We start from the raw sequence: 21,725 nt of genomic DNA, 5'->3' as shown, positions 1-21,725 counted from the left end.
CCGCACAGGAAACCGCCCGTCCGACAGAGTCAGGCGCGGCTGGAATGCCCCCGCAGTAGGGGTATTCAAACGGTCCTTCGCAAATTTGCAATAATGCCGGGTCTCCCGAACGCACCCTCATCATGCTCGACCTATTCTCCGGCTTGCCCCTTTCGGTCGGGCTCAGCCTGGTCCTGGCGCTGGCCCTCGTCCTGGTCTTCGAATTCATCAACGGCTTCCACGACACCGCCAATGCCGTCGCCACGGTCATCTACACCAAGGCCATGCCGCCGCACCTGGCGGTACTCTTTTCAGGCATCTGCAACTTCCTGGGCGTGCTGCTCGGCGGCGTGGGGGTGGCCTATGCCATCGTCCATCTGCTGCCCGTGGAGCTGCTGCTCGACCTGGACAGCGGACGCAGCCTGGCCATGGCGTTCTCCATGCTGGCCGCCGCGATCGTCTGGAACCTCGGCACCTGGTATTTCGGCATCCCCGCCTCCAGTTCGCATACGCTGATCGGCGCGATCCTGGGGGTGGGCCTGGCCAATGCCCTGCTGACCGGCCTGCCCGCGGGTGCCGGCGTCAACTGGGGCAAAGCCATCGACATCGGCCTGTCGCTGATCATCTCGCCCGTGGCCGGCTTCATCGTCGCGGCTCTGCTGCTGCTGAGCCTGAAGAGGCTGTTCGCCGGTTCGAAAATGCACAAGACGCCCGAGCAGCGCCGCGCCATCGACAACAAGAAGCACCCGCCCTTCTGGAACCGGCTGGTGCTGGTGCTGTCGGCGATGTGCGTAAGCTTCGTGCACGGTTCCAACGACGGCCAGAAAGGCATCGGCCTGATCATGCTGGTGCTCATCGGCATCGTCCCGGCCAAGTTCGTGCTGGACCCGGCCAGCACGCCCTATCAGGTCCAGCGCACCGTCGATGCCGCCGCCCACCTGGGCGACTTCTACCAGCGCAATGCGGATACGCTGAGCGATTACCTGGCGCTCAAACGCCCGCTGCGCGCTGGCCTGCCCCAGACGTCCCGCTGCGATCCACAGGACACGCTGAGCACCATCCAGGCGGTGCGCCGCACCCTGGACGGCGTGCGCACCTACGGCGACCTGCCGCCCGACACGCGCGTGCGCGTGCGCCGCTATCTGCTCTGCCTGGACGACACCGCCCGCAAAGTGACCAGCCTGGACACGCTGTCCATCAGCGAGAAAACCGACCTGCAGCGCCTGCGCGCCGACCTGACCGCCCCGACGGAATACGCGCCGCTCTGGGTGATCGTCGCCGTCGCGCTGGCCCTGGGCGCCGGCACCATGCTGGGCTGGCGCCGCGTGGTGCTGACCGTGGGCGAAAAGATCGGCAAGCAGGGCATGACCTACGCCCAGGGCATGGCGGCCCAGATCACCGCTGTCGGCGCCATCGGTGTGGCCAACCTGTTCAGCCTGCCGGTCTCGACCACCCAGGTGCTGTCCTCCGGCGTGGCCGGCACCATGGTCGCCAACTGCAGCGGCCTGCACAACGGCACCGTGCGCATCATCCTGCTGGCCTGGGTGCTGACCTTCCCTGCCAGCATGCTGCTGTCGGCGGGGTTGTTCAGCCTGGCGGTGTGGGGGCTGGGGATTTGACTACCCCGCCCGCTTCGCCGCCCGGATCTGCATGCGGTTGACCGCCACCACGACCACGCCCACCGCCACCATGAACAGGGTCGCCAGGGCGTTGATCTCGGGCTTAAGGCCCAGGCGCACGCGGGAAAAGACCTCCAGCGGCAGCGTGGTGTAGCCCGGGCCGGACAGGAAGGACGCCACCACCACGTCGTCCAGCGACAGGGTGAAGGACAGCAGCCACGCGGCCAGCAGGGCCGGGGCGATCAGGGGCAGCGTGATCAGGAAGAACACCCGCAGCGGCGAAGCGCCCAGGTCCAGGGCGGCCTCTTCCAGCGAGCGGTCCAGGTCGCGCACGCGCGACTGGATGATGACGGCGACGTAGGCCGTGCACAAGGTCACGTGGCCCACCCAGATGGTGAACATGCCATTGCCGTCGGGCCAGCCGAACACCTTGGACATTTCCACGAACATCAGCAGCAGCGAAATGCCCAGCACGACCTCGGGCATGACCAGCGGAGCGCTCAGCATGCCGATGTACAGGCCGAAGCCCCAGAACCGCCCCATGCGCGCCAGCACGTAGCCGGCCCAGGTGCCGATGGCCACCGCCGCGGTGGCGGTCAGGGTGGCAATGACGAACGACAGCTTCGCCGCGGACAGCAGCGCCTGATCCTGGAACAGTTCCGCGTACCAGCGCAGCGAGAAGCCCGACCAGGAGGTCATCAGGGTGGAATCGTTAAAAGAGACCACCATCAGGCAGGCGATGGGCACGTACAGGAAACCGTAGCCCACCACCAGCGTCAGGAAGCGGAACCAGCCGCCGCGCATCATGTCCGCCCCCCCAACTGGCGCGCCTGGTTGTACTGGAAGATGGACAGGGGCACGAGCAGCAGCAGGACCATCACGCAGGTCACGGCCGCCGCCATCGGCCAGTCGGCGTTGTTGAAGAATTCGTTCCACATCACGCGACCCATCATCAGGGTGTTGGCCCCGCCCAGCATTTCAGGGATGACGTATTCCCCCACCGAGGGGATGAACACCAGCATGGCGCCGGCCACCACGCCCGGCATGGACAGGGGCAGCGTGATCCTCAGGAAGGCGTTCCAGGGCCGCGCGCCCAGATCGTAGGCGGCCTCCAGCAAGCGCTGGTCCAGCTTCACCAGATTGGCGTACAGCGGCAGAATGAAGAACGGCAGGTAGGCGTAGACCAGGCCGATGTAGACGGCCAGGTCGGTGCGGTAGATCTCCAGCGGCGCGTCGATCAGCCCCAGGCCCGTCAACAGGTGATTCAGCAGTCCGTCGTTGCGCAGGATGCCGACCCAGGCGTACACGCGCAACAGCAGCGAGGTCCAGAACGGCAGGATCACGCCCAGCAGCAGCAAGTTACGGATCTCCGGACGCGCGCGGGCGATGTGATAGGCCATGGGGTAGCCGATCAGCGCGCAGCAGACGGTGGTGACCAGGGCCATCTTGACCGAATTCAGGTAGACCGCCGCATACAGGCTGTCAGTGAACAGCAGCACGTAGCCGCGCAGATGCAGGGCCAGCGACAGGGTCTCGTCCTGCAGGGTGGCGATCGGCATGTAGGGCGGAATGCCGAACTGCAGGTCCGAAAAGCTGATCTTCAGCACCAGCAGGAACGGCACCAGCAGGAACAGCGCCAGCCAGGCGTAGGGCACGCCGATGGCGAACTGTCGGGCGCTGGGGCGATGGCCGGGAAGTTTCAGATGCATCGGCGGCTCCGGATGCTGGGATCGGTGGGGGCGGAGGATCCGCGGCCGTCAGGACGCCAGCACGGTCCCGGCATCGTGGGACCAGGTGACGTAGATTTCCTCGTCCACGCCGGGCGCGTCGGACTGGCTCCAGTCCAGGCTGGGCACGCTGGCCTCGATGGTCTGGCCGGCATCCAGGCGGATCTGGTAGCGGGCATAGCTGCCCATCCAGGCGACGTGCGACACCATGCCGTGGCCCCAGTTGGACTCGGTCTCGGGAACCTGGCGTCCGACGCGGATCTGCTCGGGCCGGATGGAGACGTGGACCTCCATGCCCAGGGGCTCGCTGATGCCGTGGCTGACGTACAGCGGGCGCGACAGCGCGTCGGTCTCGATCAGCACATGGTCGGGCTCGTCCACCACGATGGTGCCGGTGAACAGGTTGGTGGACCCGATGAAGCCGGCGACGAAGCGGGAACTGGGAAAAGTATAGACGTCGTGCGGCGTGCCGCACTGGACGATCTGGCCCTCGGTCATGACGGCCAGGCGGCTGGCCATGGTCATGGCCTCCTCCTGGTCGTGCGTGACCATGATGCAGGTGACGCCGACCTGGCCCAGGATCTTCACCAGTTCGATCTGAGTGGCCTGGCGGATCTGCTTGTCCAGCGCCGACATGGGCTCGTCGAGCAGCAGCAGCTTGGGCCGCTTGACCAGGCTGCGCGCCAGGGCCACGCGCTGCTGCTGGCCGCCGGAGAGCTGGTGCGGGCGGCGGCGCGCGTAACCGGCCATCTGCACCAGGTCCAGGGCCTCGAACACGCGTTCGTGGATCTCGTGGCGCGGCACGCCTTCCTGCTTCAGGCCGAAGGCCACGTTGGCCTCGACCGACATATGCGGAAACAGCGCATAGGACTGGAACATCATGTTGACCGGCCGCCGGTGCGGCGGCAGGGCGGTGATGTCCTCGTCGTCCAGGATGATGCGCCCGGAGGTGGGCTCCTCGAAACCCGCCAGCATGCGCAGCAGGGTGGACTTGCCGCAGCCCGAACTGCCCAGCAGGGCGAAAATCTCGTGCCGCCGCACCGACAGAGAGACGGATTTCACGGCCACCGTGTCGCCGAAGATCTTGACGACGTCCTCCATGCGGACGAAGTCGTCGGCCTCGCCCTGACGAGGCATGCCGCGCGGATCCTGCATCGCCGTCAGCGCCCGGTCTTGAGCTGCGCCCACATCTGCGTCTGCAGGCGCAGGATGTTCAGGGGCTGCGGCTTGATGACGAACAGCGTGCGGGAGACCTCGGGCGAGGGGTAGATCATGGGGTTGCTCGCGACCTCCTCGACCACGTACTTGCGCGCCTCTTTGTTGGCATTGGGGTAGTACATGGTGTTGGTGATCGCCGCGTGCACCTGGGGCGTCTCGATGTAGTTGATGAAGGCGTGCGCCTCGTCCACGTGCTCCGCGCTCTTGGGAATGGCCATGGTGTCGAACCAGACCGGCGCTCCGCCATCGGGAATGTAGTAGTCGATGGCGTAGGATTTCTTGGCTTCCTTCGCGCGCGACGAGGCGATCATCACATCGCCCGAGAAACCGTAGACCATGCACAGGCCGCCCGAGGCCAGTTCGTCGATGTAGCCCGAGGAGCTGAACTGGCGCACGTAGGGCCGGATGGTCTTCAGAAGGGCCAGCGCGGCCTCGTAGTCCTTGGGATCGCTGCTGTTGGGATCCTTGCCCAGGTAGTGCAGCACGGCCGGGAAGACCTGCGCGGCCTCGTCCAGGATGGAGATGCCGCAGGACTGCAGCTTGGCGGCGTTTTCCGGCTTGAACAGCATGTCCCAGGAATTCAGGGGCGCGTCCTGGCCCATGAGCTCGCGCACCTTGGTCACGTTATAGCCCAGGCCGTTGGTGCCGTAACCCCAGGGGACCAGGTACTGGTTGCCGGGATCGACGGTGGCGACCAGGGCCATCAGGTCCGGGTCCAGGTACTGCCAGTTGGGGATCCTGGAGCGGTCCAGCTTCTGGAACAGGCCGCCCTGGATCTGGCGGGCGGCGTAGTGCGTGGAGGGCACGACCACGTCGTAGCCCGACTTGCCCGTCAGCAGCTTGGCCTGGAGCGTGTCGTTGGTGTCATAGACATCGTAGCGGATCTTGATGCCGGTGGTCTTCTCGAAACCGGACAGGGTGTCGGGCGCGGTGTATTCGGCCCAGTTGTAGACGTTGACGACGCGATCCTGGGCGGACGCCGGAACCGCGGCGATCAGCGCGGCGGCGGCCAACAGGGTGTGTACGGTGCCGATTTTCATGGCATGGGCCCCTAGCATGGAGGAAAACAACGGGATAACGCATCCCACCACTGCGCTCCGCGCGCGCCGGCTACCTTAACCAAAGACCGGCGCAGGCGCAACCGGTTTTTTTCCGCCTGTCCCGGGGACACCACACCCAGACGCGCGCGGTCGAAATCGATCAGCCAGACCCGGTCCTCGGCGTCGAACAGGATGTTGTAGGCGTTCAGGTCCGCGTGCCAGACGCCGGCCGCGTGCATCGCGGCGATGGCCCGCGCGACGGCGGCGGGATCGGCCCGGTCCAGGCGGCCCGCCAGGGCCTGCGCGCCCTCGATCCGTGCGATCAGGATGGCGTTGCGATACCATGCCCCGGCCCGCCAGTAAGCCGCGCCCAACGGCTCGGGCACGCGCAGCCCGGCCCGGCGCAAGTGATCCAGCACCCGGGCCTCGGCATAGGCCCGCACCCGGGACTCCCCCAGCCACAGATAGGATTCGCGGCCCAGCCGGGCGCGCAGGCCGCCGCGCCGGTAATGACGCAGGACGGCGGGTCCGTGGCCACCGCCGACGAACCAGGCGGCCTGACGGCCGCCCTCGCTCACCGGCGTGGCGTCGGACCGTCGCGCGTCGAACCAGCCCGCATCCGCCCGGCCGTCAAGACGCGCGGGCACGCAGAAGGCTCCGCCCGGAAAACGGTGCGCGACCCAGCCCGGCGGCATCGCGTTCATGTCGCCCCCCGCATCAGCAGCAATCCCATGATGACCAGCAGCATGCAGGCGAAGATCAGTTTCAGGCGCGCCTCGGGCAGCGCATAGGCCAGGCGCACTCCGTAGGGCACGCACAGCAGACTGCCGGCGGCCAGGGGAATGCCCACCAGGCCGTGCGCCTGGCCGTGCCAGGCGTAGGTCGCCAGGGCCACGCAGGTACCCGGCACGATCATCGCCAGCGCCACCGCCTGGGCCGAAGTCTGGCGCAGGTGGAAGAACGAGGTCAGGAACGGCACCGCCAGCACCGCGCCGCCCACGCCGAAGATGCCGCCGGCCAGTCCGGCGCAGACGCCGACGCAGAAATACCAGAGCTTGCGCACCTGGCCGACCTCGCGGTAGAACGCGGCCGGCCTGGGCCGGGCCCGGCGCCCCAGGCTCTCGCGGAAATAGAACACCGCGATCAGGAACACGAAGCCGGCGTAGATGCGGCGCAGCAGCCAGGGGTCCAGCCCCAGCGCGATCCGGGCGCCGATCCAGGTGCAGACGATGGAACTGACGGCGCCGGCCGCCGCCGAGCGCCAGTCGATGGGCGCGTGCTGGTGGTATTTGCGCAGCGTGAGCAGGATGGCCGGCAGCACCATGATCAGCGCCGTTCCCTGGGCGGCCTGCTGCTCGTAGCCCAGGACCAGCCCCAGCAAGGGAATCGCGAACAGGCCGCCGCCGATACCCAGCACGCCGCCGGAGAATCCGATCAGGCCGCCCGCCGCGAGGCAGGCGGGGATCAGCCAGAGCCCGTCCATCGCGGGCCTCTCAGGACAGCACGCCGAGCACATCCTCGACGCGGTCGACGGCCTGGATGCGCAGGCCCTCGATGGGCTGGCGCGGCAGATTGGCGCGCGGCACGACGGCCTGCTCGAAGCCCAGCTTGGCGGCTTCGCGCAAGCGTTCCTGGCCGCGCGGGGCCGGGCGGATCTCGCCGGCCAGGCCGATCTCGCCGAAGGCCAGCAGGCCGGCCGGCAGGGGACGATCGCGCATGGACGACAGGATCGCCAGGGCCACGGCCAGGTCGGCGGCCGGCTCCATGATGCGCACGCCGCCGACGGCGTTGACGAAGACGTCCTGGTCGTAGGTGGCGACCCCCGCGTGGCGGTGCAGCACGGCCAGCAGCATGGCCAGGCGGCTGCTTTCCAGGCCTACGGACAGGCGGCGCGGATTGGGCACGTGGGCCGTATCCACCAGGGCCTGGACCTCGACCAGCAGCGGCCGGGTGCCCTCCTGGGTGGCCATGACGCAGGAGCCGGCGACATCCCGGGAATGCCCCGCCAGGAACAGAGCGGACGGATTGCTCACCCCGCGCAGGCCCCGGTCGGTCATGGCGAACACGCCCAGTTCGTTGACGGCGCCGAAGCGATTCTTGATGGCCCGCACCAGGCGGAACGAGGAATGGGTGTCGCCCTCGAAATACAGGACGGTGTCGACGATGTGCTCCAGCACGCGCGGGCCGGCCAGCGCGCCGTCCTTGGTGACGTGGCCGATCAGGATCAGCGTGACGCCGGTCTGTTTGGCGATGCGGGTCAACTGGGCAGCGCATTCGCGCACCTGGGACACCGAGCCGGGCGCGGCGGTCAGCTCGCCGGAATACAGGGTCTGGATCGAGTCGACGACGGCCACGCCGGGCTGGCGCTCGACCAGGGCCTGGGTGATCTGTTCCAGGCGGATCTCGGCCAGCAGGTCCACGCCGTCGCCCGACACGCCCAGGCGCTGGGCGCGCAGGGCGACCTGCTCGGCGGACTCCTCGCCCGTGACGTAGAGCACCGGACCGCGTTCGGACAGGCTGGCCAGCGCCTGCAACAGCAGGGTCGATTTGCCGATTCCCGGATCGCCGCCGATCAGCACCACCGCGCCGGCCACCAGGCCGCCGCCCAGGACGCGGTCGAATTCCTCGATACCGGTCGGGTTGCGGGCCTGCTCGCGCGCCTCGATGTCCGACAGGCGGCGCACCGGGGTGGAGGCCGCCAGCGGCGCGTAGCGGTGCCCGGAAGCCGCCGGGGATTCCCGGGTTTCCTGGAGCGTGTTCCAGGCGCCGCAATGCGGGCAGCGGCCCTCCCATTTGGCGGAGGTGCCGCCGCAGTCCGAGCAGAGGAACAGCGTCCGGGCCTTGGCCATCAGCGACCCGCCAGGCTGCCGCCGCCGTCGACGCCGATTTCCTGGCCGGTGATGAAAGCCGCCCCGTCGCCCAGCAGGAACACCACGGCGGCCGCGACCTCGTCGGCCTGGGCCAGGCGCCCCATGGGAATCGTCGCCAGCACGGCTTTTTCGGCATCGCTGCCGACCGGGCATTCGGCGCGGAACAGGCCGGTTTCCACCGGACCGGGCGAGACCGCGTTGACCGTGACGCCGTAGGGGGCCAGTTCCAGGGCCCAGGTGCGGGTACAGCCCAGCAGCGCGCTCTTGGCCGCCGCATAGCTGGTGTGCCCGGTCTGGCCATGCACCACTCGGCCGCACAGATTGACGATGCGCCCGGATTTTCGGGCTTTCATGCCCGGCACGAAGGCCTGCACCGCCTGGACGGCCACGCGCACGTTCAAGTCGAAGGCCTGATAGAGCGAAGCCAGATCGACTTCGCCCAGGGGTTCTGGCATCGCGGGCCCGACGCAGTTCACGACGGCGTCGACCGGGTATTTTTCGCGAATGACGCGCAGCAGTTCCTCGGTCTCGCCGGCATTGGCCAGGTCGCAGGCGTACAGGTAGCCCGGGAAATCGATGTCGGCCACGTGCCGGGCCAGGCCGACGACGTGGCAGCCCTGGTCGGCCAGGCGCTGGCTGACGGCCCAGCCGATGCCCTTGGTCGCACCGGTGACGAGCACACAACTGTTCTTCATGGAGAATTCCTCCGCAGGCCGGGGTTCACAGGACGCGACGCGGCACCCGGGGCGTCACGGCGGTGAGCAGTTCATAGCCGATGGTGCCGCAGGCGGCGGCGACCTCGTCCACCGACGGTCCTCCCTGCCCCCACAGCACGACCTGGGCGCCCACCGCCACATCGGGCACGGGGTCCAGATCCACAGCCAGCATGTCCATGGACACCCGGCCGATCAGGCGGGTGCGTACTCCGCCCACCACGACCGGCGTCCCGGTGGGCGCGTGGCGCGGATAGCCGTCGGCATAGCCGCAGGCGACGATGCCGACCCGCATGTCCCGAGGGGCGCGAAAGGTATGGCCGTAGCCCACCGATTCTCCCGCCGGGACCCGATGCGCGCTGATCAATCGGGCTGACAGGGTCATGGCCGGACGCAGGCCGAAGGCATCGGCCGGCCGGTCGGCAAAGGGCGAAGATCCGTACAGGCAGATGCCGGGGCGCACCCACTGGGGGTCGCCGGCGATCCCCGCCGCCAGTCCGGGCGTCAGGGTGGCCGCTGAATTGCACAGGCTGACCGGGCCGGACAGGCCGTCGGTCATCCGCAGAAAACAGTCGATCTGGTCCCTCGTGACGGCCGGATCATCGTCCGCGCGGGCGAAGTGGGTCATCGCGCCGACCTGTCCCAGCACGCCGTCGGCCTGCAGGGACAGGGCGCGCTCGTGGGCCGCGCGGAATTCGCGCGGCTGGAAGCCCAGCCGGTGCATGCCTGTGTTCAGCTTGACGAAGGCGTCGATCTGCCGGGCGGCGGAGCTGGATTCCAGCATGTCGAGCTGCTCGACGCAATGCAGCGCGGCGCCGATGCGATAATGGACCAGCGCGTCGAGATCGGCGGGCTCGAAGAAGCCTTCGAGGAGCAGCAGCGGGCCGGTCCAGCCCAGTTCGCGGCAGCGCACGGCTTCTTCCAGGTCCAGCATCGCCAGGCCGTCGGCCTCGCCGAAACCCGCCAGGGCAGCCTCGATGCCATGTCCGTAGCCGCGCGCCTTGATCACGGCCCAGATGAAGGGCGTGGCGCCGGGAGCGTCCCGCCGCAGGCGATCAGCCACCGTGTGCAGATTATGGGACAAGGCTTCGGTGTCGATCGTCGCCAGAATCGGACGCGGCATGAAATCCCCCGGAAAGACGGACAAAGGAAGCGGCGGCCCCGGAACCGGGTCTGTGCACAAATCGTTCGGAATCAGGCTGCCGGGCAGGGACTTTCTGAATGAGTCGAGCGGAAAGCGGGCGCTGCGGATTCGGGTTGGATGCAAGGCGCGAACCGCAGCGATAGCCATTGCCATGACGAGGATGAGCAACGCGGCAGACGGCCCGAAGCCACAGATGCGTGCGACACGGGGACTCGTTCAGGAAGGCCCTAAGTATACTGCCTCATCATGGCTGTCGATCACTACGAAAACTTCCCTGTCGCGTCCCTGCTGCTGCCCGCCCGGCTGCGTCCGGCGGTGCGCGACCTGTACGCCTTCGCACGAGGCGCGGACGACATCGCCGACGAGGGCGACGCCTCCCCGCGGGCGAGGCTGGAACGGCTGGAAGCCTGGCGCGTAGCCGTCCGCGACCTGGGAGCCGCACGGCCGATCCAGGCTCCGCTGTCCGACGGCGACCGGGCGCTCTTCGCCCGGCTGGGCGACACCCTCGTGCGCCACCGGCTACCCATCCAGCCCCTGCTGGACCTGCTGTCGGCCTTCATTCAGGACCTGAGCGTCACCCGCTACGCCGACGAGCCGGCCCTGCTGGACTACTGCCGCCGCTCGGCCAACCCGGTCGGGCGGCTGATGCTGCATCTGTTCGGCCGGACCGAACCCATGGACCTGGCCCAGTCCGACGCCATCTGCACTGGATTGCAGCGGGCGAACTTTTGCCAGGACGTGGCCCTGGACCACACCAAGGGCCGCTGCTATATCCCCCTGGATTGCCTGGAACGCCACGGCCTCGATCCGAACGGCCTGAACGCGCTGTGCGCCGATCCGCCCGCGCCGCCCTCCGACGCCTGGCGGGCCGTGGTGCGTGAACAGGCCGGCCTGGCCCGCCGCGCCCTGCTGGCCGGCAGCCCGCTCGCCTGGCGCCTGCCCGGCCGCATCGGCCTGGAACTGCGCCTGGTGGTGCATGGCGGCCTGAGAATCCTGGAAAAGCTGGCGGCGGGCGACTACGACCCTTGGAACAACCGGCCCATCCTGGGCCGCGCCGATGCCTTCCTGCTATGCTGGCGCGCATTCTGTAAGCCGCGCCCGGAATCGCCCAGCCACCATGACGCCTGACGAATACTGCCAGCAGAAAGCCGCCCGGAGCGGCTCGAGCTTCTACTACGCATTCCTGTTCCTGCCGCCGGAACGGCGCCGCGCCATCACGGCGCTGTATGCCTTCTGCCGCGAGGTGGACGACATCGTGGACGAGGTCGGCGAGGCCTCCGTCGCACGGATGAAACTCGCCTGGTGGCGCGACCAGGTCGGCCTGATGTTCGACGGCGTGCCCGATCACCCGGTGGCCATCGCCCTGGCCCGGCATGTCCGCGCCTTCGGACTCCGTCCAGAACCCTTCTACGCCGTGATCGAAGGCATGGAAATGGACCTGGACCAGTTCCGCTACGCCGACTGGACCGCCCTGCAGGAGTACTGCTGGCGGGCCGCCGGCGTGGTCGGCGACCTGTCGGCCGCCATCTTCGGCCACACCGACCCACGCACGCTGGAATACGCCGAAACACTGGGCCTGGCCTTCCAGATGACCAACATCATCCGCGACGTGGGCGACGACGCCCGGCGCGGACGCATCTACCTGCCGGCCGACGACATGGCGCGCCACGGCGTGACGGTGGACGACATCCTCGACGGCCATTACACCGCAAATTTCCAGGCCCTGATGCGCCAGCAGACAGAACGCGCGCGCCAGTTGTACCGCGACGCCATCCGCGCCCTGCCGGAGGCCGACCGCCGCGCGCAACGGCCCGGCCTGATGATGGCCGCCATCTATGCCGCCCTGCTGGACGAGATCGAGCGCGACGGCTGGCACGTGCTGGACCAGCGCATCGCGCTGACGCCGATCCGCAAGTTCTGGCTCGCCTGGAAGACCTGGGTCGGCGGCGGCCGGGGGCTGGTGCGCCGATTGGCGCGATGAGCACCACCGCCGTCATCGGCGCCGGCTGGGCGGGCCTGGCCGCCGCGGCGCGCCTGCGCCGGGCGGGCCGGACGGTCCGGGTCTACGAAGCCGCCGCGGCGCCCGGAGGACGGGCGCGCCGGATCGACCATCCCGGGTTGGGCCTGCGGATCGACAACGGTCAGCACATCCTGCTGGGCGCCTACACCGGCACCCTGGCGCTGATGCGGTCCCTGGACGTGGACCCCGAGCACGTCCTGCTAGCCGGGGACATGGACCTGCGATCGGCCGACGGTGGCCTGCGGCTGCGGTTCTGGCCCCTGCCTCCGCCCCTGCACCGCCTGGGCGTCCTGCTGGGCAGCCGCGGGCTGGACGGCTGGCGGGGCCGCCGCCACCTGGTCCGAACGTTCGGCGCACTGGACCCGGACCGCGTCGATCCATCCGCGACCGTCTCGGACTGGCTGGCCGGCCTGGACTGCCCGCCGGATCTGGCGACGCGCCTGTGGGAACCCTTGTGCCTGGCCGCCATGAACACGCCGGCGCACGCGGCGCAGGCGCGCCTGTTCGCCCGCGTGCTGGCGGACAGTCTGGGAGCGGGGCCGGCCGCCAGCCGCATCCTGATTCCCCGGGACGGCCTGCACGAACTCTGGCCCGCCCGGGTCTGCGTCCTGCTGGGCGACGACCTGCGGCGCCACAGGGTGCGCTCGATCGCTCCCGCCCCCGCGGGCGGCTGGCGGGTGGATGGCGATCTGCACGAAAGCGTCATCCTGGCCGTACCCGCCTCCGAAGCCCGGCGTCTGCTGGCCCCCCTGCCGGGTTCGGCGGATTTCCTGGACGGCTGGACGGAACCGGCGCATTCCGCCATCGGCACCTTGACACTGCGGCTGGGCCGACCCTGGAATTCGGGCCTTTCCATGATGCTGCTGCGTGACGATCCGGCGCGCGACGCCTGGGGTCAATGGCTGTTCGACCGCAGCGCCAGCGCCGGCGCGAACGCCGACCGCCTGCTGGTCCACGTGGTGATCGGCGCGGCCGACCGCTACGCCGGCCGGGATCCCGCGCGCATCGCGGCCGGCGTCATCGACCAGATCCGCATCCAGGCGGCCACGGGATCGCTGCCGCCGCTGCCGGAGATCGGGACCCACGCCCTGGTGACAGAACGGCGGGCGACCTTCGACGCCGTTCCGGGCCTGCGGCGCCCCGGCGCGGCCACCCCCTGGACCGGCCTGCTGCTGGCCGGCGACTGGACCGACACCGGTTACCCGGCCGTGCTGGAGGGTGCGGTGCGCAGCGGGCTGAAGGCCGCCGAAGAGGCCCTGGCCGCCGGCATCGGTGGAATGAAAGACGATTCCCGGCCCGCGCTCACGAAGCCAGCGCCGGCATGTCCTGGAGTTCGTCCTGCAGCCAGCCATACAGGTCGCGCGGATCCGTCTGCCTGGACGTGACATCCACCCAGGTACCCACCTGATGGGCCTCCGCCTGGGCCTGGAGGAAGCGCAGCGCGGAATAGTCTTCCAGCGCGAATCCGACCGAATCGAACAGTGTCACCTGATCCGCCCGTGTCCGCCCCGGGACGTCGCCCGCCAGGACACGCCACAATTCGGTCACGGGGAAATCGGCCGGCATCTGCTGGATCTCGCCTTCCTTGCGGGTCTGGGGCGGGAACTCGACGAAGACATCGGCCCGGCGCAGGATCGCAGGATCCAGTTCGGTCTTGCCGGGGCAGTCGCCGCCCACGGCATTCAGGTGCATGCCCGGTTCGATCAGGTCGCCGTCCAGCACCTGCGCGCGGCCCTGGAAGGCTGTCACGGTGGTGACGATGTCCGCACCCCGCACGGCCTGGGCCGCCGAATCGCAGATCCGCACCGACAGCGGACGCCCTGGCAGATCGGTCGCCTCCAGGTTGCGCGCCAGGCGTTCCGAGGCGCGGCGATCCACGTCGTAGAGACGCAAGTCGCGCACGCCCAGCAGGGTGGCAAAGGCCAGCGCCTGGAAATCGCTCTGCGCCCCATTGCCGATCAGCGCCATCGAATGGCTGTCGCGCCGTGCCAAGTCCTGGGCGGCCAGGGCCGACATCGCCGCCGTGCGCAGCGCCGTGGTCAGGGTCAGCTCGCCCAGCAGACGGATCATGCCCGTGTCGCAGTCCAGCAGCGCTCCCATCGCCATGACGGTGGGCAGACCGTGACGCCCGTTGCCGGGATGGCCGTTGACACACTTGAAACTGTAATGCGTGCCATCGGTGATGGGCATCAGCTCGATAGTGCCCTGCTCGGAATAGGCCGCGATGCGTGCTTCCTTGTCGAACTCGGGCCAGCGCAGGTAATCGGCCCGCAGCGTGCCGGCCAGGCCCCGCAGGCAGGCGGGCAGGCCCAGGACGCCGATCAGCCGGGCCACATCGTGGGTATCCAGGAACAGGGTGCGGGGCCGCACCGGAACATGGGCTTGCATGACGTCTCCTCGGGAAGTGATGTTATGCATCCAGTGTGGCCCAAGGGTCCGACAATGTATATCGCCAATTTTGCCGCTATTCCGCCATTAAACTGACGTAATCACATAAGAAATTGAACAGAGTGATCAGTCCAGCCCGATTCCGTCCATTCTTCTGCCCATTCCGGGCCGCCCGCGCCCGTCGGCGCGACGTGAACGGCTGCGCTACAGCGCGTGGCGATGCACGTAGTCGGCCACCAGGCGGGCGTCGCAGTCCATGACCTCGACGCGCTGGGGCAGCCGGTCCAGGTCGCGCAGCGCGGCCGGGACTTCCGGCGCCTCGCCCGTGGCCTCGACGATGGTCTCGGCGAACTTCGCGGGCAAGGCCGTTTCCAACACCAGCATCGGCACTCCGCCCTCCAGGTGCTCCAGGGCGACTTTCACCCCGTCTGCCGTATGAGGATCGATCAGTACGCCGGTCTCGCGGCGGATGTCGCGAATGGTACGCAGGCGGTCGGCGTGGGTGCTGGCGCCCGCCACGAAACCATAGCGTTCCGTGAACGAGGACCGCAGGGCGGACAGATCGAACTGCCCTGTGGCGCGCAGTTCCTCCATCAGCGCCCGGACCCGGGCCGGATCGCGGCCCACCAGGTCGAAGACGAAGCGCTCGAAGTTCGAGGCCCGCGAAATGTCCATGGACGGGCTGGAAGTGGCGTGCGTCTGGCTGGCCGCGCGGGGCCGGTAGACGCCGGTGCGGAAGAATTCTTCCAGCACGTTGTTTTCGTTGGTGGCCAGAACCAGGCGGCGGATCGGCACGCCCATTTCGCGCGCGATATGGCCGGCCAGGATGTTGCCGAAATTGCCCGAAGGCACAGTGAAGGACACCGGCTGGCCCGGCCCCTGCGTGGCCCGCAGCCAGCCCCAGACGTAGTACACCACCTGGGCGGCGATGCGCGCCCAGTTGATGGAATTGACGGCGCCCAGGCGGTGGGCGCTCTTGAAGTCCAGGTCGCCGGCCAGGGCCTTGACGATGTCCTGGCATTCGTCGAACACGCCGCGCACGGCGATATTGTGGATGTTGGCGTCCCGCAGCGAATACATCTGGGCGCGCTGGAAAGCGCTCATGCGCCCGTGGGGCGACAGCATGAACACGGCCACGCCGCGCTTGCCGCGCAGCGCATATTCCGCCGCCGAACCGGTGTCGCCAGAGGTGGCGCCCAGGATGTTGAGCGTCTGGCCGCGTTGCGCCAGCACATACTCGAAAACCTGGCCGAGGAACTGCATGGCCATGTCCTTGAAGGCCAGCGTCGGCCCCTCGGACAGGCCCAGCAGCGACAGCCCCGGACGCAGCGGCTTGACCGGCGCGATGCGCGGAAACACGGCGGGCGCGTAGGCAGCGCGTGTCATGCGCGACAACTCGTCGGGCGCGATGTCGTCGATGAACAGGCCCAGCACGCGGGCCGCCAGGCCGGCGTAGTCCAGCCCGCGCCAGGATTCCAGGGTGGCGGCATCCAGCCGCGGCAGGGTTTCGGGCAGCGTCAGGCCGCCGTCGGGCGCCAGGCCTTCGAGCAGGATGTCGCAAAAGGGCTGCGGGGCCATGCCGCCCCGGGTGGACAGATACTTCAATTGATGTTCTCCACGCGCAGGCGGGTCACGTCCGAACGCACGAAAGGCAGGCTCTGGATCGCGTTCAGGGCCTGGTCCACGTCGCCCTCGCGCGCTTCGTGGGTGAGGAAGATGATGTCGGCCTGGTGCTCGCCGTGAGGCTGCTGGAACATCGAACCCACGGAGATGCCGGCGCCCGACAGCACACGCGCCAGATCGGCCAGCACGCCGGGCCGGTCGTCCACCCGCAGGCGCAGGTAGAAGCTGGTGCGCACTTCGGCCATGGGCAGCACGGGAATGTCGGCCATGGCGTCGGGCTGGAAGGCCAGGTGCGGCACCCTGTGCTCGGGATCGGCCATCTGCAGGCGGGTCACGTCGACCAGGTCGGCCACCACGGCCGAGGCCGTGGGCAGGGCTCCGGCGCCCTGGCCATAGTAGAGCGAAGGGCCGACCGCGTCGCCGCGCACCAGCACGGCGTTCATCGCGCCTTCCACATTGGCCAGCAGGCAGTGGTCGGGCACCAGGGCGGGATGGACCCGCAGTTCGATGCCTTCCGGACGGCGGCGGGTAATGCCCAGCAGCTTGATGCGGTAGCCCAAGCGCTCCGCGTGGACGATATCCTCGGAAGCCAGGCGGGAAATGCCTTCGATGTAGGCCTTGTCGAACTGCACCGGGATGCCGAAGGCCAGCGAGGCCAGCAGCGTGAGCTTGTGGGCCGCGTCCACGCCTTCGATGTCGAAGGTGGGGTCGGCCTCGGCGTAGCCCAGGCGCTGTGCCTCGGCGAGCACGGCGTCGAACGGCAAGCCACGTTGGCGCATTTCGGACAGGATGAAATTGGTCGTACCGTTGATGATGCCGGCCAGCCACTGGATGCGATTGGCCGTCAGGCCCTCGCGGATCGCCTTGATGATGGGGATGCCGCCGGCCACGGCCGCCTCGAAGGCGACCATCACGCCGCGCGCCTGGGCGGCGGCGAAAATCTCGTTGCCGTGCACGGCCAGCAGGGCCTTGTTGGCCGTGACCACGTGCTTGCCCTGGGCGATGGCTTCCAGGATGCAGTCGCGGGCCACCGTGTCGCCGCCCATCAACTCGACGATGATGTCGATGTCCGGGTCACGCGCCAGGGCCAGGCCGTCGGTGGTGACAGCCACGTCCGGCCCCACCAGCGCGCGCGCCTTGGCCACGTCGCGCACGGCCACGGCGGCGACTTCGATACGCCGCCCGGCGCGCCGGGCGATCTCACCACCATTCTGAGCCAGAACTGTCCAGACCCCGCCGCCGACGACACCCAGGCCGAGCAAACCTACACGGATCGGTTTCATTTGAGCAGCCCGTCCTTGCGGAACATGTCCTTGATGCCGCGCACCGCCTGGCGGGTGCGCTGCTCGTTCTCGATCAGGGCGAAGCGCACGTATTCGTCGCCGTATTCGCCGAAGCCGATGCCGGGAGACACGGCGACCTTGGCCTCGGCCAGCAGGCGCTTGGAGAACTCCAGCGAGCCCTGGGCGCGGTAGGGTTCGGGGATGCGCGCCCAGATGTACATGGACGCCTTGGGCACGTCCACCATCCAGCCGGCCTCGTGCAGCCCGCGCGCCAGCACGTCGCGGCGGCTGCGGTATTGCTCGACGACTTCGGACACGCAGTCCTGGGGGCCTTCCAGGGCGGCGATGGCGGCCACCTGAATCGGGGTGAAGGTACCGTAATCGTGATAGCTCTTGATGCGCGCCAGCGCGTTGACCAGTTCGCGGTTGCCCACCATGAAGCCGATGCGCCAGCCGGCCATGTTGTAGCTCTTGCTCATGGTGAAGAATTCCACCGCCACGTCGCGCGCGCCAGGCACCTCCATGATGGACGGCGCCACGTAGCCGTCGAAGGTGATGTCGGCGTAGGCCAGGTCGTGCACCACCAGAATGCCGTGTTCACGCGCCAGGTCCACGATGCGCTCGAAGAAGGACAATTCCACGCACTGGGCCGTGGGATTGCTGGGAAAGCCCAGAATCATCATCTTGGGCTTGGGAATGGTCTCGCGCACCGCGCGCTCGATCTCCTCGAAGAAGTCCAGGCCGGGCGTCATCGGTACCGAACGGATGTTCGCGCCGGCGATCACCGCGCCGTAGATGTGGATCGGATAGCTGGGGTTGGGCACCAGCACCGTGTCGCCCCGGTCCAGCGTGGCCAGCATCAGGTGGGCCAGGCCTTCCTTGGAGCCGATGGAGACGATCGCTTCCGAATCCGGATCGATGTCCACCCCGTAGCGGCGTTCGTACCAGGCCGAGATCGCCCGGCGCAGGCGCGGGATGCCCTTGGACACCGAATAGCCATGGGTGTCCGGGCGGCGGGCGACTTCCACCAGCTTGTCGACGATGTGCCGCGGCGTGGGGCCGTCCGGATTGCCCATGGACATGTCGATGATGTCCTCGCCTCGCCGGCGCGCGGCCATCTTGAGTTCCCCGGTGATGTTGAACACGTAGGGTGGCAGGCGCTCGATGCGCGGAAAGCTCGTCATGATGATCCTCGGCGGGTGGGCTGGAGTCGTGCGGGTAGATGCGGTGCAGCAAACTCGATAATCTATCGCATGCGTCCGCGACTCGCAAATGACCGGGCCCCATGCCCCGGCTCCGGGCGGCGGGAGCCCCGGCGCGATCGCGCGATCGATTGCGCTATCATCACGGGAACAACGGAGCTTGCCCGTGCTATTGCAAAAAGACCTGAATCCCGCGCTCAATACCGTCACCGCTTACGGCGACGGCTTCCTGGAAATCAATCGGGTCCGATACGACGGCGCCATCTGCTTCGCCCCCGAAGGGCCGGTCCGCGACGTCGCCGTGCGCGCCGCCGCTGACATCGACTCCGCCTTTCTCCAGGAACTGGTCGGCCTGAAGCCGGCCGCGCGCGATCCGCTCGCATTCCTCGACGACGAGGCGCCCGCCGTCGGGTTGCCCGCCGACGCGCCGGAAGTCCTGCTGATCGGCACCGGCCCGCGCCAGGTCTTCCTGCGCCCCGACGTGCTGCGGCCGTTGCTGGCGCTGGGGATCGGCATCGAAACCATGACCACCCAGGCCGCCGCCCGGACCTACAACATCCTCATGTCCGAGGAACGGCGCGTACTGGCCCTGCTGCTACCCGGAGACCTCTCATGACCACCGTCGCCATCGGCCGCCCGCTGCCGCCGCTCACCGCCGAGACCACCCACGGCCCCTTCGATTCCGCCGCGCTGCGGGGCAAGCTCTTCGTCCTGTACTTCTACCCCAAGGACAACACCCCGGGCTGCACCACCGAAGCCCAGGATTTCCGCGACCGCCACGCGCAGTTCCAGGCCCTGGGCTGCGAGATTTTCGGCATTTCCCGCGACACCCTGAAGTCCCACCAGGGCTTCGCCGACAAGCAGTGCCTGTCCTTCCCCCTGATCGCCGATCCCGACGAGGCCCTGTGCGCCCTGTTCGGCGTGATGAAGCAGAAGAACATGTACGGCAAGCAGGTGCGCGGCATCGAGCGCAGCACTTTCCTGATCGACCGCCAGGGCGTCCTGGTCCAGGAATGGCGTGGCGTGCGCATCCCCGGCCATGCGGACGAAGTCCTGCAGGCCGCGCAAAACCTGGCCGCCTAGGGCCTGTCACAGGAGCCTTCATGCCCCTTCCGAAACCGCCGGCCCGCCCGGGCGACATCGTCGAAACCGCCGTCCGCGCCGCCTCGCGCGAGGCGGCCCCGGTCTCCGCCGTACCCGGCCCCGCCCTCGACACGCCCCGTTCCGCGTCCCGCGGGCCTGGAGCGAAGGCCCGCCCGGTCGCCGCCATCCTGTCCAGGCCCGCCGACCGCACGGCGCCGCCTGCGCCTGCGCCCGCGCCCAAGCCCGTCGCCGCCCCCGTTCCGGCAGCGGTTCCGGCAGCGCCCGCCCTGACAGCCCGGGCACCGGCCATGGGCAAGTCCGCTCCGGCACCCGCCAAAACCACGCCCGCGCCGTCCCGGCCCATCGCCGCCCGCACACGGCCGAAGCGCCTGCCAACGGCGCAGCGCAAGCTGTTCGTTCTGGACACCAACGTGCTGCTGCACGATCCCTCGTCCCTGTTCCGCTTCGCCGAGCACGACGTCTTCCTTCCCATGATCGTGCTCGAAGAGCTCGACCACCAGAAGAAAGGCATGTCCGAGGTCGCGCGCAACGCCCGCCAGGTCAGCCGATACCTGGACCAGCTGATCGGCACCGCCGACCTGTCCAAGGGAGTTCCGCTGGATACGCTGGGCAACAGCGACGCCCTGGGCTCGCTGTATTTCCAGACCCGTCCCACCGACACGCGCCTGCCCCTGGAACTGCCCATGGGCAAGGCGGACAATGTGATCCTGGGCATCGTCCACGGGCTGTGCCAGGAAAACCCGAAGCGCGAGATCGTGCTGGTGTCCAAGGACATCAACATGCGCCTGAAGGCCCGGGCGCTGGACCTGCCGGCCGAGGACTACCTGAACGACCACGTCCTGGACGACTCCGACCTGCTTTACGACGGCGTCATGCCGCTGCCGGAAAACTTCTGGAACAAGCACGGCAAGGACATCGAATCCTGGCAGCAGAACGGCCTGACCTGGTACCGCGTGCGCGGGCCGCTGTGCGGCCAGTTCATCGTCAACGAATTCGTCTACTACGAAGGCGAAATGCCGCTGTACGCCCAAGTACGCGAGGCCACGGGGAAAAGTGCCGTGCTGTCCACTCTGCGTGACTTCAGCCACGCCAAGAACAGCGTCTGGGGCGTCACCACGCGCAACCGCGAACAGAACTTCGCCCTGAACCTGCTGATGAACCCGGACATCGATTTCGTGTCGCTGCTGGGCCAGGCGGGCACCGGCAAGACCCTGCTCGCGCTGGCCAGCGGCCTGGCCCAGACCTTCGAGACCAAGCGCTACACGGAAATCATCATCACCCGCGCCACCGTTCCGGTGGGCGACGACATCGGCTTCCTGCCCGGCACGGAAGAAGAAAAAATGCTGCCCTGGATGGGCGCGCTGGAAGACAACCTGGAAGTCCTGCACCAAGGGGCTGCGGGCGCGCTCGGCGCCCCAGGCGGCGGCAACGGCCAGGACTGGAACAAGACGCCCGCCATGGACCTGATCCGCTCCAGAATCAAGGTCAAGTCCATGAATTTCATGCGCGGACGCACCTTCCTCAACAAGTTCCTGATCATCGACGAGGCCCAGAACCTGACACCCAAGCAGATGAAGACCCTGGTCACCCGCGCGGGTCCGGGCACCAAGATCGTCTGCCTGGGCAACATCGCCCAGATCGACACGCCCTACCTGACCGAAGGCAGTTCGGGGCTGACCTACGTGGTGGACCGCTTCAAGGGCTGGCCGCACGCCGGCCACATCACCCTGCAGCGCGGCGAGCGGTCCCGCCTGGCCGACTATGCCAGCGACGCCCTCTGATCCCGGCATCCCGC

20 protein-coding genes are annotated in these 21,725 nt (G+C 68.4%); 7 read left to right on the top strand and 13 right to left on the bottom strand.

Annotated features, from left to right (window positions below):
* Positions 1-122: 122 nt before the first annotated feature.
* Positions 123-1,598 carry an inorganic phosphate transporter gene (locus tag ACTPOE_RS00865; RefSeq protein WP_458870307.1) on the top strand — a complete coding sequence of 492 codons (1,476 nt, stop codon included), beginning with the start codon at positions 123-125 and terminating at the stop codon, positions 1,596-1,598.
* On the opposite strand, the gene ACTPOE_RS00860 is transcribed toward ACTPOE_RS00865, so the two are convergent.
* The 9 genes from ACTPOE_RS00860 to alr are packed head-to-tail and all read right to left on the bottom strand — an operon-like array spanning position 1,599 to position 10,289.
* Positions 1,599-2,405 carry an ABC transporter permease subunit gene (locus tag ACTPOE_RS00860; protein WP_458870305.1) on the bottom strand — a complete coding sequence of 269 codons (807 nt, stop codon included), beginning with the start codon at positions 2,403-2,405 and terminating at the stop codon, positions 1,599-1,601.
* Positions 2,402-3,307 carry an ABC transporter permease subunit gene (locus ACTPOE_RS00855; RefSeq protein WP_458870303.1) on the bottom strand — a complete coding sequence of 302 codons (906 nt, stop codon included), beginning with the start codon at positions 3,305-3,307 and terminating at the stop codon, positions 2,402-2,404. The genes ACTPOE_RS00860 and ACTPOE_RS00855 overlap by 4 nt, the downstream gene beginning before the upstream one ends.
* 48 nt (positions 3,308-3,355) lie before the next feature.
* Positions 3,356-4,480 carry an ABC transporter ATP-binding protein gene (locus ACTPOE_RS00850; RefSeq protein ID WP_458872715.1) on the bottom strand — a complete coding sequence of 375 codons (1,125 nt, stop codon included), beginning with the start codon at positions 4,478-4,480 and terminating at the stop codon, positions 3,356-3,358.
* Positions 4,481-4,485: 5 nt separating this feature from the next.
* On the bottom strand, positions 4,486-5,583 hold the full coding sequence (locus tag ACTPOE_RS00845; protein WP_458870301.1) for a polyamine ABC transporter substrate-binding protein: 1,098 nt from the start codon (positions 5,581-5,583) through the stop codon (positions 4,486-4,488).
* Positions 5,584-5,594: 11 nt separating this feature from the next.
* The gene (locus tag ACTPOE_RS00840; protein ID WP_458870299.1) at positions 5,595-6,287 is read right to left on the bottom strand and encodes a 3-deoxy-D-manno-octulosonic acid kinase; all 693 of its coding nucleotides are present in this window, start codon (positions 6,285-6,287) and stop codon (positions 5,595-5,597) included.
* Complete coding sequence (locus ACTPOE_RS00835) at positions 6,284-7,066, bottom strand: sulfite exporter TauE/SafE family protein (RefSeq protein WP_458870297.1); 783 nt, start codon at positions 7,064-7,066, stop codon at positions 6,284-6,286. Before ACTPOE_RS00835 ends, ACTPOE_RS00840 begins: the two co-directional genes overlap by 4 nt.
* 10 nt (positions 7,067-7,076) lie before the next feature.
* A complete protein-coding gene (gene radA / locus ACTPOE_RS00830) occupies positions 7,077-8,432 on the bottom strand; it encodes a DNA repair protein RadA (RefSeq protein ID WP_458870295.1) in 1,356 nt (451 codons plus the stop codon).
* On the bottom strand, positions 8,432-9,148 hold the full coding sequence (locus tag ACTPOE_RS00825) for an SDR family oxidoreductase (protein ID WP_376816919.1): 717 nt from the start codon (positions 9,146-9,148) through the stop codon (positions 8,432-8,434). The genes radA and ACTPOE_RS00825 overlap by 1 nt, the downstream gene beginning before the upstream one ends.
* Positions 9,149-9,173: 25 nt before the next feature.
* Positions 9,174-10,289, bottom strand: a complete 1,116-nt coding sequence (gene alr / locus ACTPOE_RS00820; protein WP_458870293.1) for an alanine racemase — start codon at positions 10,287-10,289, stop codon at positions 9,174-9,176.
* 267 nt (positions 10,290-10,556) lie between these two features.
* Between alr and hpnC the strand changes: the two genes are divergently transcribed.
* Genes hpnC through hpnE form a run of 3 tightly spaced genes read left to right on the top strand, consistent with a single transcriptional unit; the run spans position 10,557 to position 13,715 of the window.
* Complete coding sequence (gene hpnC / locus ACTPOE_RS00815; RefSeq protein WP_458870291.1) at positions 10,557-11,438, top strand: squalene synthase HpnC; 882 nt, start codon at positions 10,557-10,559, stop codon at positions 11,436-11,438.
* Entirely contained in the window at positions 11,428-12,291 is an 864-nt protein-coding gene (gene hpnD / locus ACTPOE_RS00810) for a presqualene diphosphate synthase HpnD (protein ID WP_458870289.1), read from the top strand. Before hpnC ends, hpnD begins: the two co-directional genes overlap by 11 nt.
* Positions 12,288-13,715: a hydroxysqualene dehydroxylase HpnE gene (hpnE, locus tag ACTPOE_RS00805; RefSeq protein ID WP_458870287.1), complete on the top strand. Its 1,428-nt coding sequence runs from the start codon at positions 12,288-12,290 to the stop codon at positions 13,713-13,715. The genes hpnD and hpnE overlap by 4 nt, the downstream gene beginning before the upstream one ends.
* Here the strand turns inward: hpnE and ACTPOE_RS00800 are convergent.
* The 4 genes from ACTPOE_RS00800 to alaC all read right to left on the bottom strand — a co-directional run bounded on the left by ACTPOE_RS00800 (position 13,633) and on the right by alaC (position 18,808).
* Positions 13,633-14,718 carry an ornithine cyclodeaminase gene (locus tag ACTPOE_RS00800; protein WP_458870285.1) on the bottom strand — a complete coding sequence of 362 codons (1,086 nt, stop codon included), beginning with the start codon at positions 14,716-14,718 and terminating at the stop codon, positions 13,633-13,635. The genes hpnE and ACTPOE_RS00800 overlap by 83 nt on opposite strands.
* Positions 14,719-14,922: 204 nt before the next feature.
* Entirely contained in the window at positions 14,923-16,323 is a 1,401-nt protein-coding gene (thrC, locus tag ACTPOE_RS00795) for a threonine synthase (protein WP_458870283.1), read from the bottom strand.
* Entirely contained in the window at positions 16,320-17,624 is a 1,305-nt protein-coding gene (locus ACTPOE_RS00790) for a homoserine dehydrogenase (protein WP_458870281.1), read from the bottom strand. Before ACTPOE_RS00790 ends, thrC begins: the two co-directional genes overlap by 4 nt.
* Positions 17,621-18,808: an alanine transaminase gene (gene alaC / locus ACTPOE_RS00785; protein ID WP_458870279.1), complete on the bottom strand. Its 1,188-nt coding sequence runs from the start codon at positions 18,806-18,808 to the stop codon at positions 17,621-17,623. The genes ACTPOE_RS00790 and alaC overlap by 4 nt, the downstream gene beginning before the upstream one ends.
* 184 nt (positions 18,809-18,992) lie before the next feature.
* Between alaC and ACTPOE_RS00780 the strand changes: the two genes are divergently transcribed.
* The 3 genes from ACTPOE_RS00780 to ACTPOE_RS00770 are packed head-to-tail and all read left to right on the top strand — an operon-like array spanning position 18,993 to position 21,711.
* On the top strand, positions 18,993-19,442 hold the full coding sequence (locus ACTPOE_RS00780; RefSeq protein ID WP_458870277.1) for an Mth938-like domain-containing protein: 450 nt from the start codon (positions 18,993-18,995) through the stop codon (positions 19,440-19,442).
* Positions 19,439-19,909 carry a peroxiredoxin gene (locus tag ACTPOE_RS00775; RefSeq protein ID WP_458870275.1) on the top strand — a complete coding sequence of 157 codons (471 nt, stop codon included), beginning with the start codon at positions 19,439-19,441 and terminating at the stop codon, positions 19,907-19,909. Before ACTPOE_RS00780 ends, ACTPOE_RS00775 begins: the two co-directional genes overlap by 4 nt.
* 20 nt (positions 19,910-19,929) lie before the next feature.
* Positions 19,930-21,711 (top strand): PhoH family protein, encoded by a 1,782-nt coding sequence (locus ACTPOE_RS00770; RefSeq protein ID WP_458870273.1) that lies wholly within the window; start codon positions 19,930-19,932, stop codon positions 21,709-21,711.
* The last annotated feature ends 14 nt before the right edge of the window (positions 21,712-21,725 follow it).

It is taken from the genome of Castellaniella sp. WN (assembly GCF_054457555.1).
The sequence above is the reverse complement of the archived record's forward strand: the minus strand, read 5'-3'. Positions and strand labels throughout refer to the sequence as shown.

Excerpts from the sequence above, each read along its gene's own strand:
- ACTPOE_RS00865 (WP_458870307.1), top strand. The coding sequence starts at position 123 with ATGCTCGACCTATTCTCCGGCTTGCCCCTTTCGGTCGGGCTCAGCCTG.
- ACTPOE_RS00860 (WP_458870305.1), bottom strand. The coding sequence starts at position 2,405 with ATGATGCGCGGCGGCTGGTTCCGCTTCCTGACGCTGGTGGTGGGCTAC.
- ACTPOE_RS00855 (WP_458870303.1), bottom strand. The coding sequence starts at position 3,307 with ATGCATCTGAAACTTCCCGGCCATCGCCCCAGCGCCCGACAGTTCGCC.
- ACTPOE_RS00850 (WP_458872715.1), bottom strand. The coding sequence starts at position 4,480 with ATGCAGGATCCGCGCGGCATGCCTCGTCAGGGCGAGGCCGACGACTTC.
- ACTPOE_RS00845 (WP_458870301.1), bottom strand. The coding sequence starts at position 5,583 with ATGAAAATCGGCACCGTACACACCCTGTTGGCCGCCGCCGCGCTGATC.
- ACTPOE_RS00840 (WP_458870299.1), bottom strand. The coding sequence starts at position 6,287 with ATGAACGCGATGCCGCCGGGCTGGGTCGCGCACCGTTTTCCGGGCGGA.
- ACTPOE_RS00835 (WP_458870297.1), bottom strand. The coding sequence starts at position 7,066 with ATGGACGGGCTCTGGCTGATCCCCGCCTGCCTCGCGGCGGGCGGCCTG.
- radA (WP_458870295.1), bottom strand. The coding sequence starts at position 8,432 with ATGGCCAAGGCCCGGACGCTGTTCCTCTGCTCGGACTGCGGCGGCACC.
- ACTPOE_RS00825 (WP_376816919.1), bottom strand. The coding sequence starts at position 9,148 with ATGAAGAACAGTTGTGTGCTCGTCACCGGTGCGACCAAGGGCATCGGC.
- alr (WP_458870293.1), bottom strand. The coding sequence starts at position 10,289 with ATGCCGCGTCCGATTCTGGCGACGATCGACACCGAAGCCTTGTCCCAT.
- hpnC (WP_458870291.1), top strand. The coding sequence starts at position 10,557 with ATGGCTGTCGATCACTACGAAAACTTCCCTGTCGCGTCCCTGCTGCTG.
- hpnD (WP_458870289.1), top strand. The coding sequence starts at position 11,428 with ATGACGCCTGACGAATACTGCCAGCAGAAAGCCGCCCGGAGCGGCTCG.
- hpnE (WP_458870287.1), top strand. The coding sequence starts at position 12,288 with ATGAGCACCACCGCCGTCATCGGCGCCGGCTGGGCGGGCCTGGCCGCC.
- ACTPOE_RS00800 (WP_458870285.1), bottom strand. The coding sequence starts at position 14,718 with ATGCAAGCCCATGTTCCGGTGCGGCCCCGCACCCTGTTCCTGGATACC.
- ACTPOE_RS00790 (WP_458870281.1), bottom strand. The coding sequence starts at position 17,624 with ATGAAACCGATCCGTGTAGGTTTGCTCGGCCTGGGTGTCGTCGGCGGC.
- alaC (WP_458870279.1), bottom strand. The coding sequence starts at position 18,808 with ATGACGAGCTTTCCGCGCATCGAGCGCCTGCCACCCTACGTGTTCAAC.
- ACTPOE_RS00775 (WP_458870275.1), top strand. The coding sequence starts at position 19,439 with ATGACCACCGTCGCCATCGGCCGCCCGCTGCCGCCGCTCACCGCCGAG.
- ACTPOE_RS00770 (WP_458870273.1), top strand. The coding sequence starts at position 19,930 with ATGCCCCTTCCGAAACCGCCGGCCCGCCCGGGCGACATCGTCGAAACC.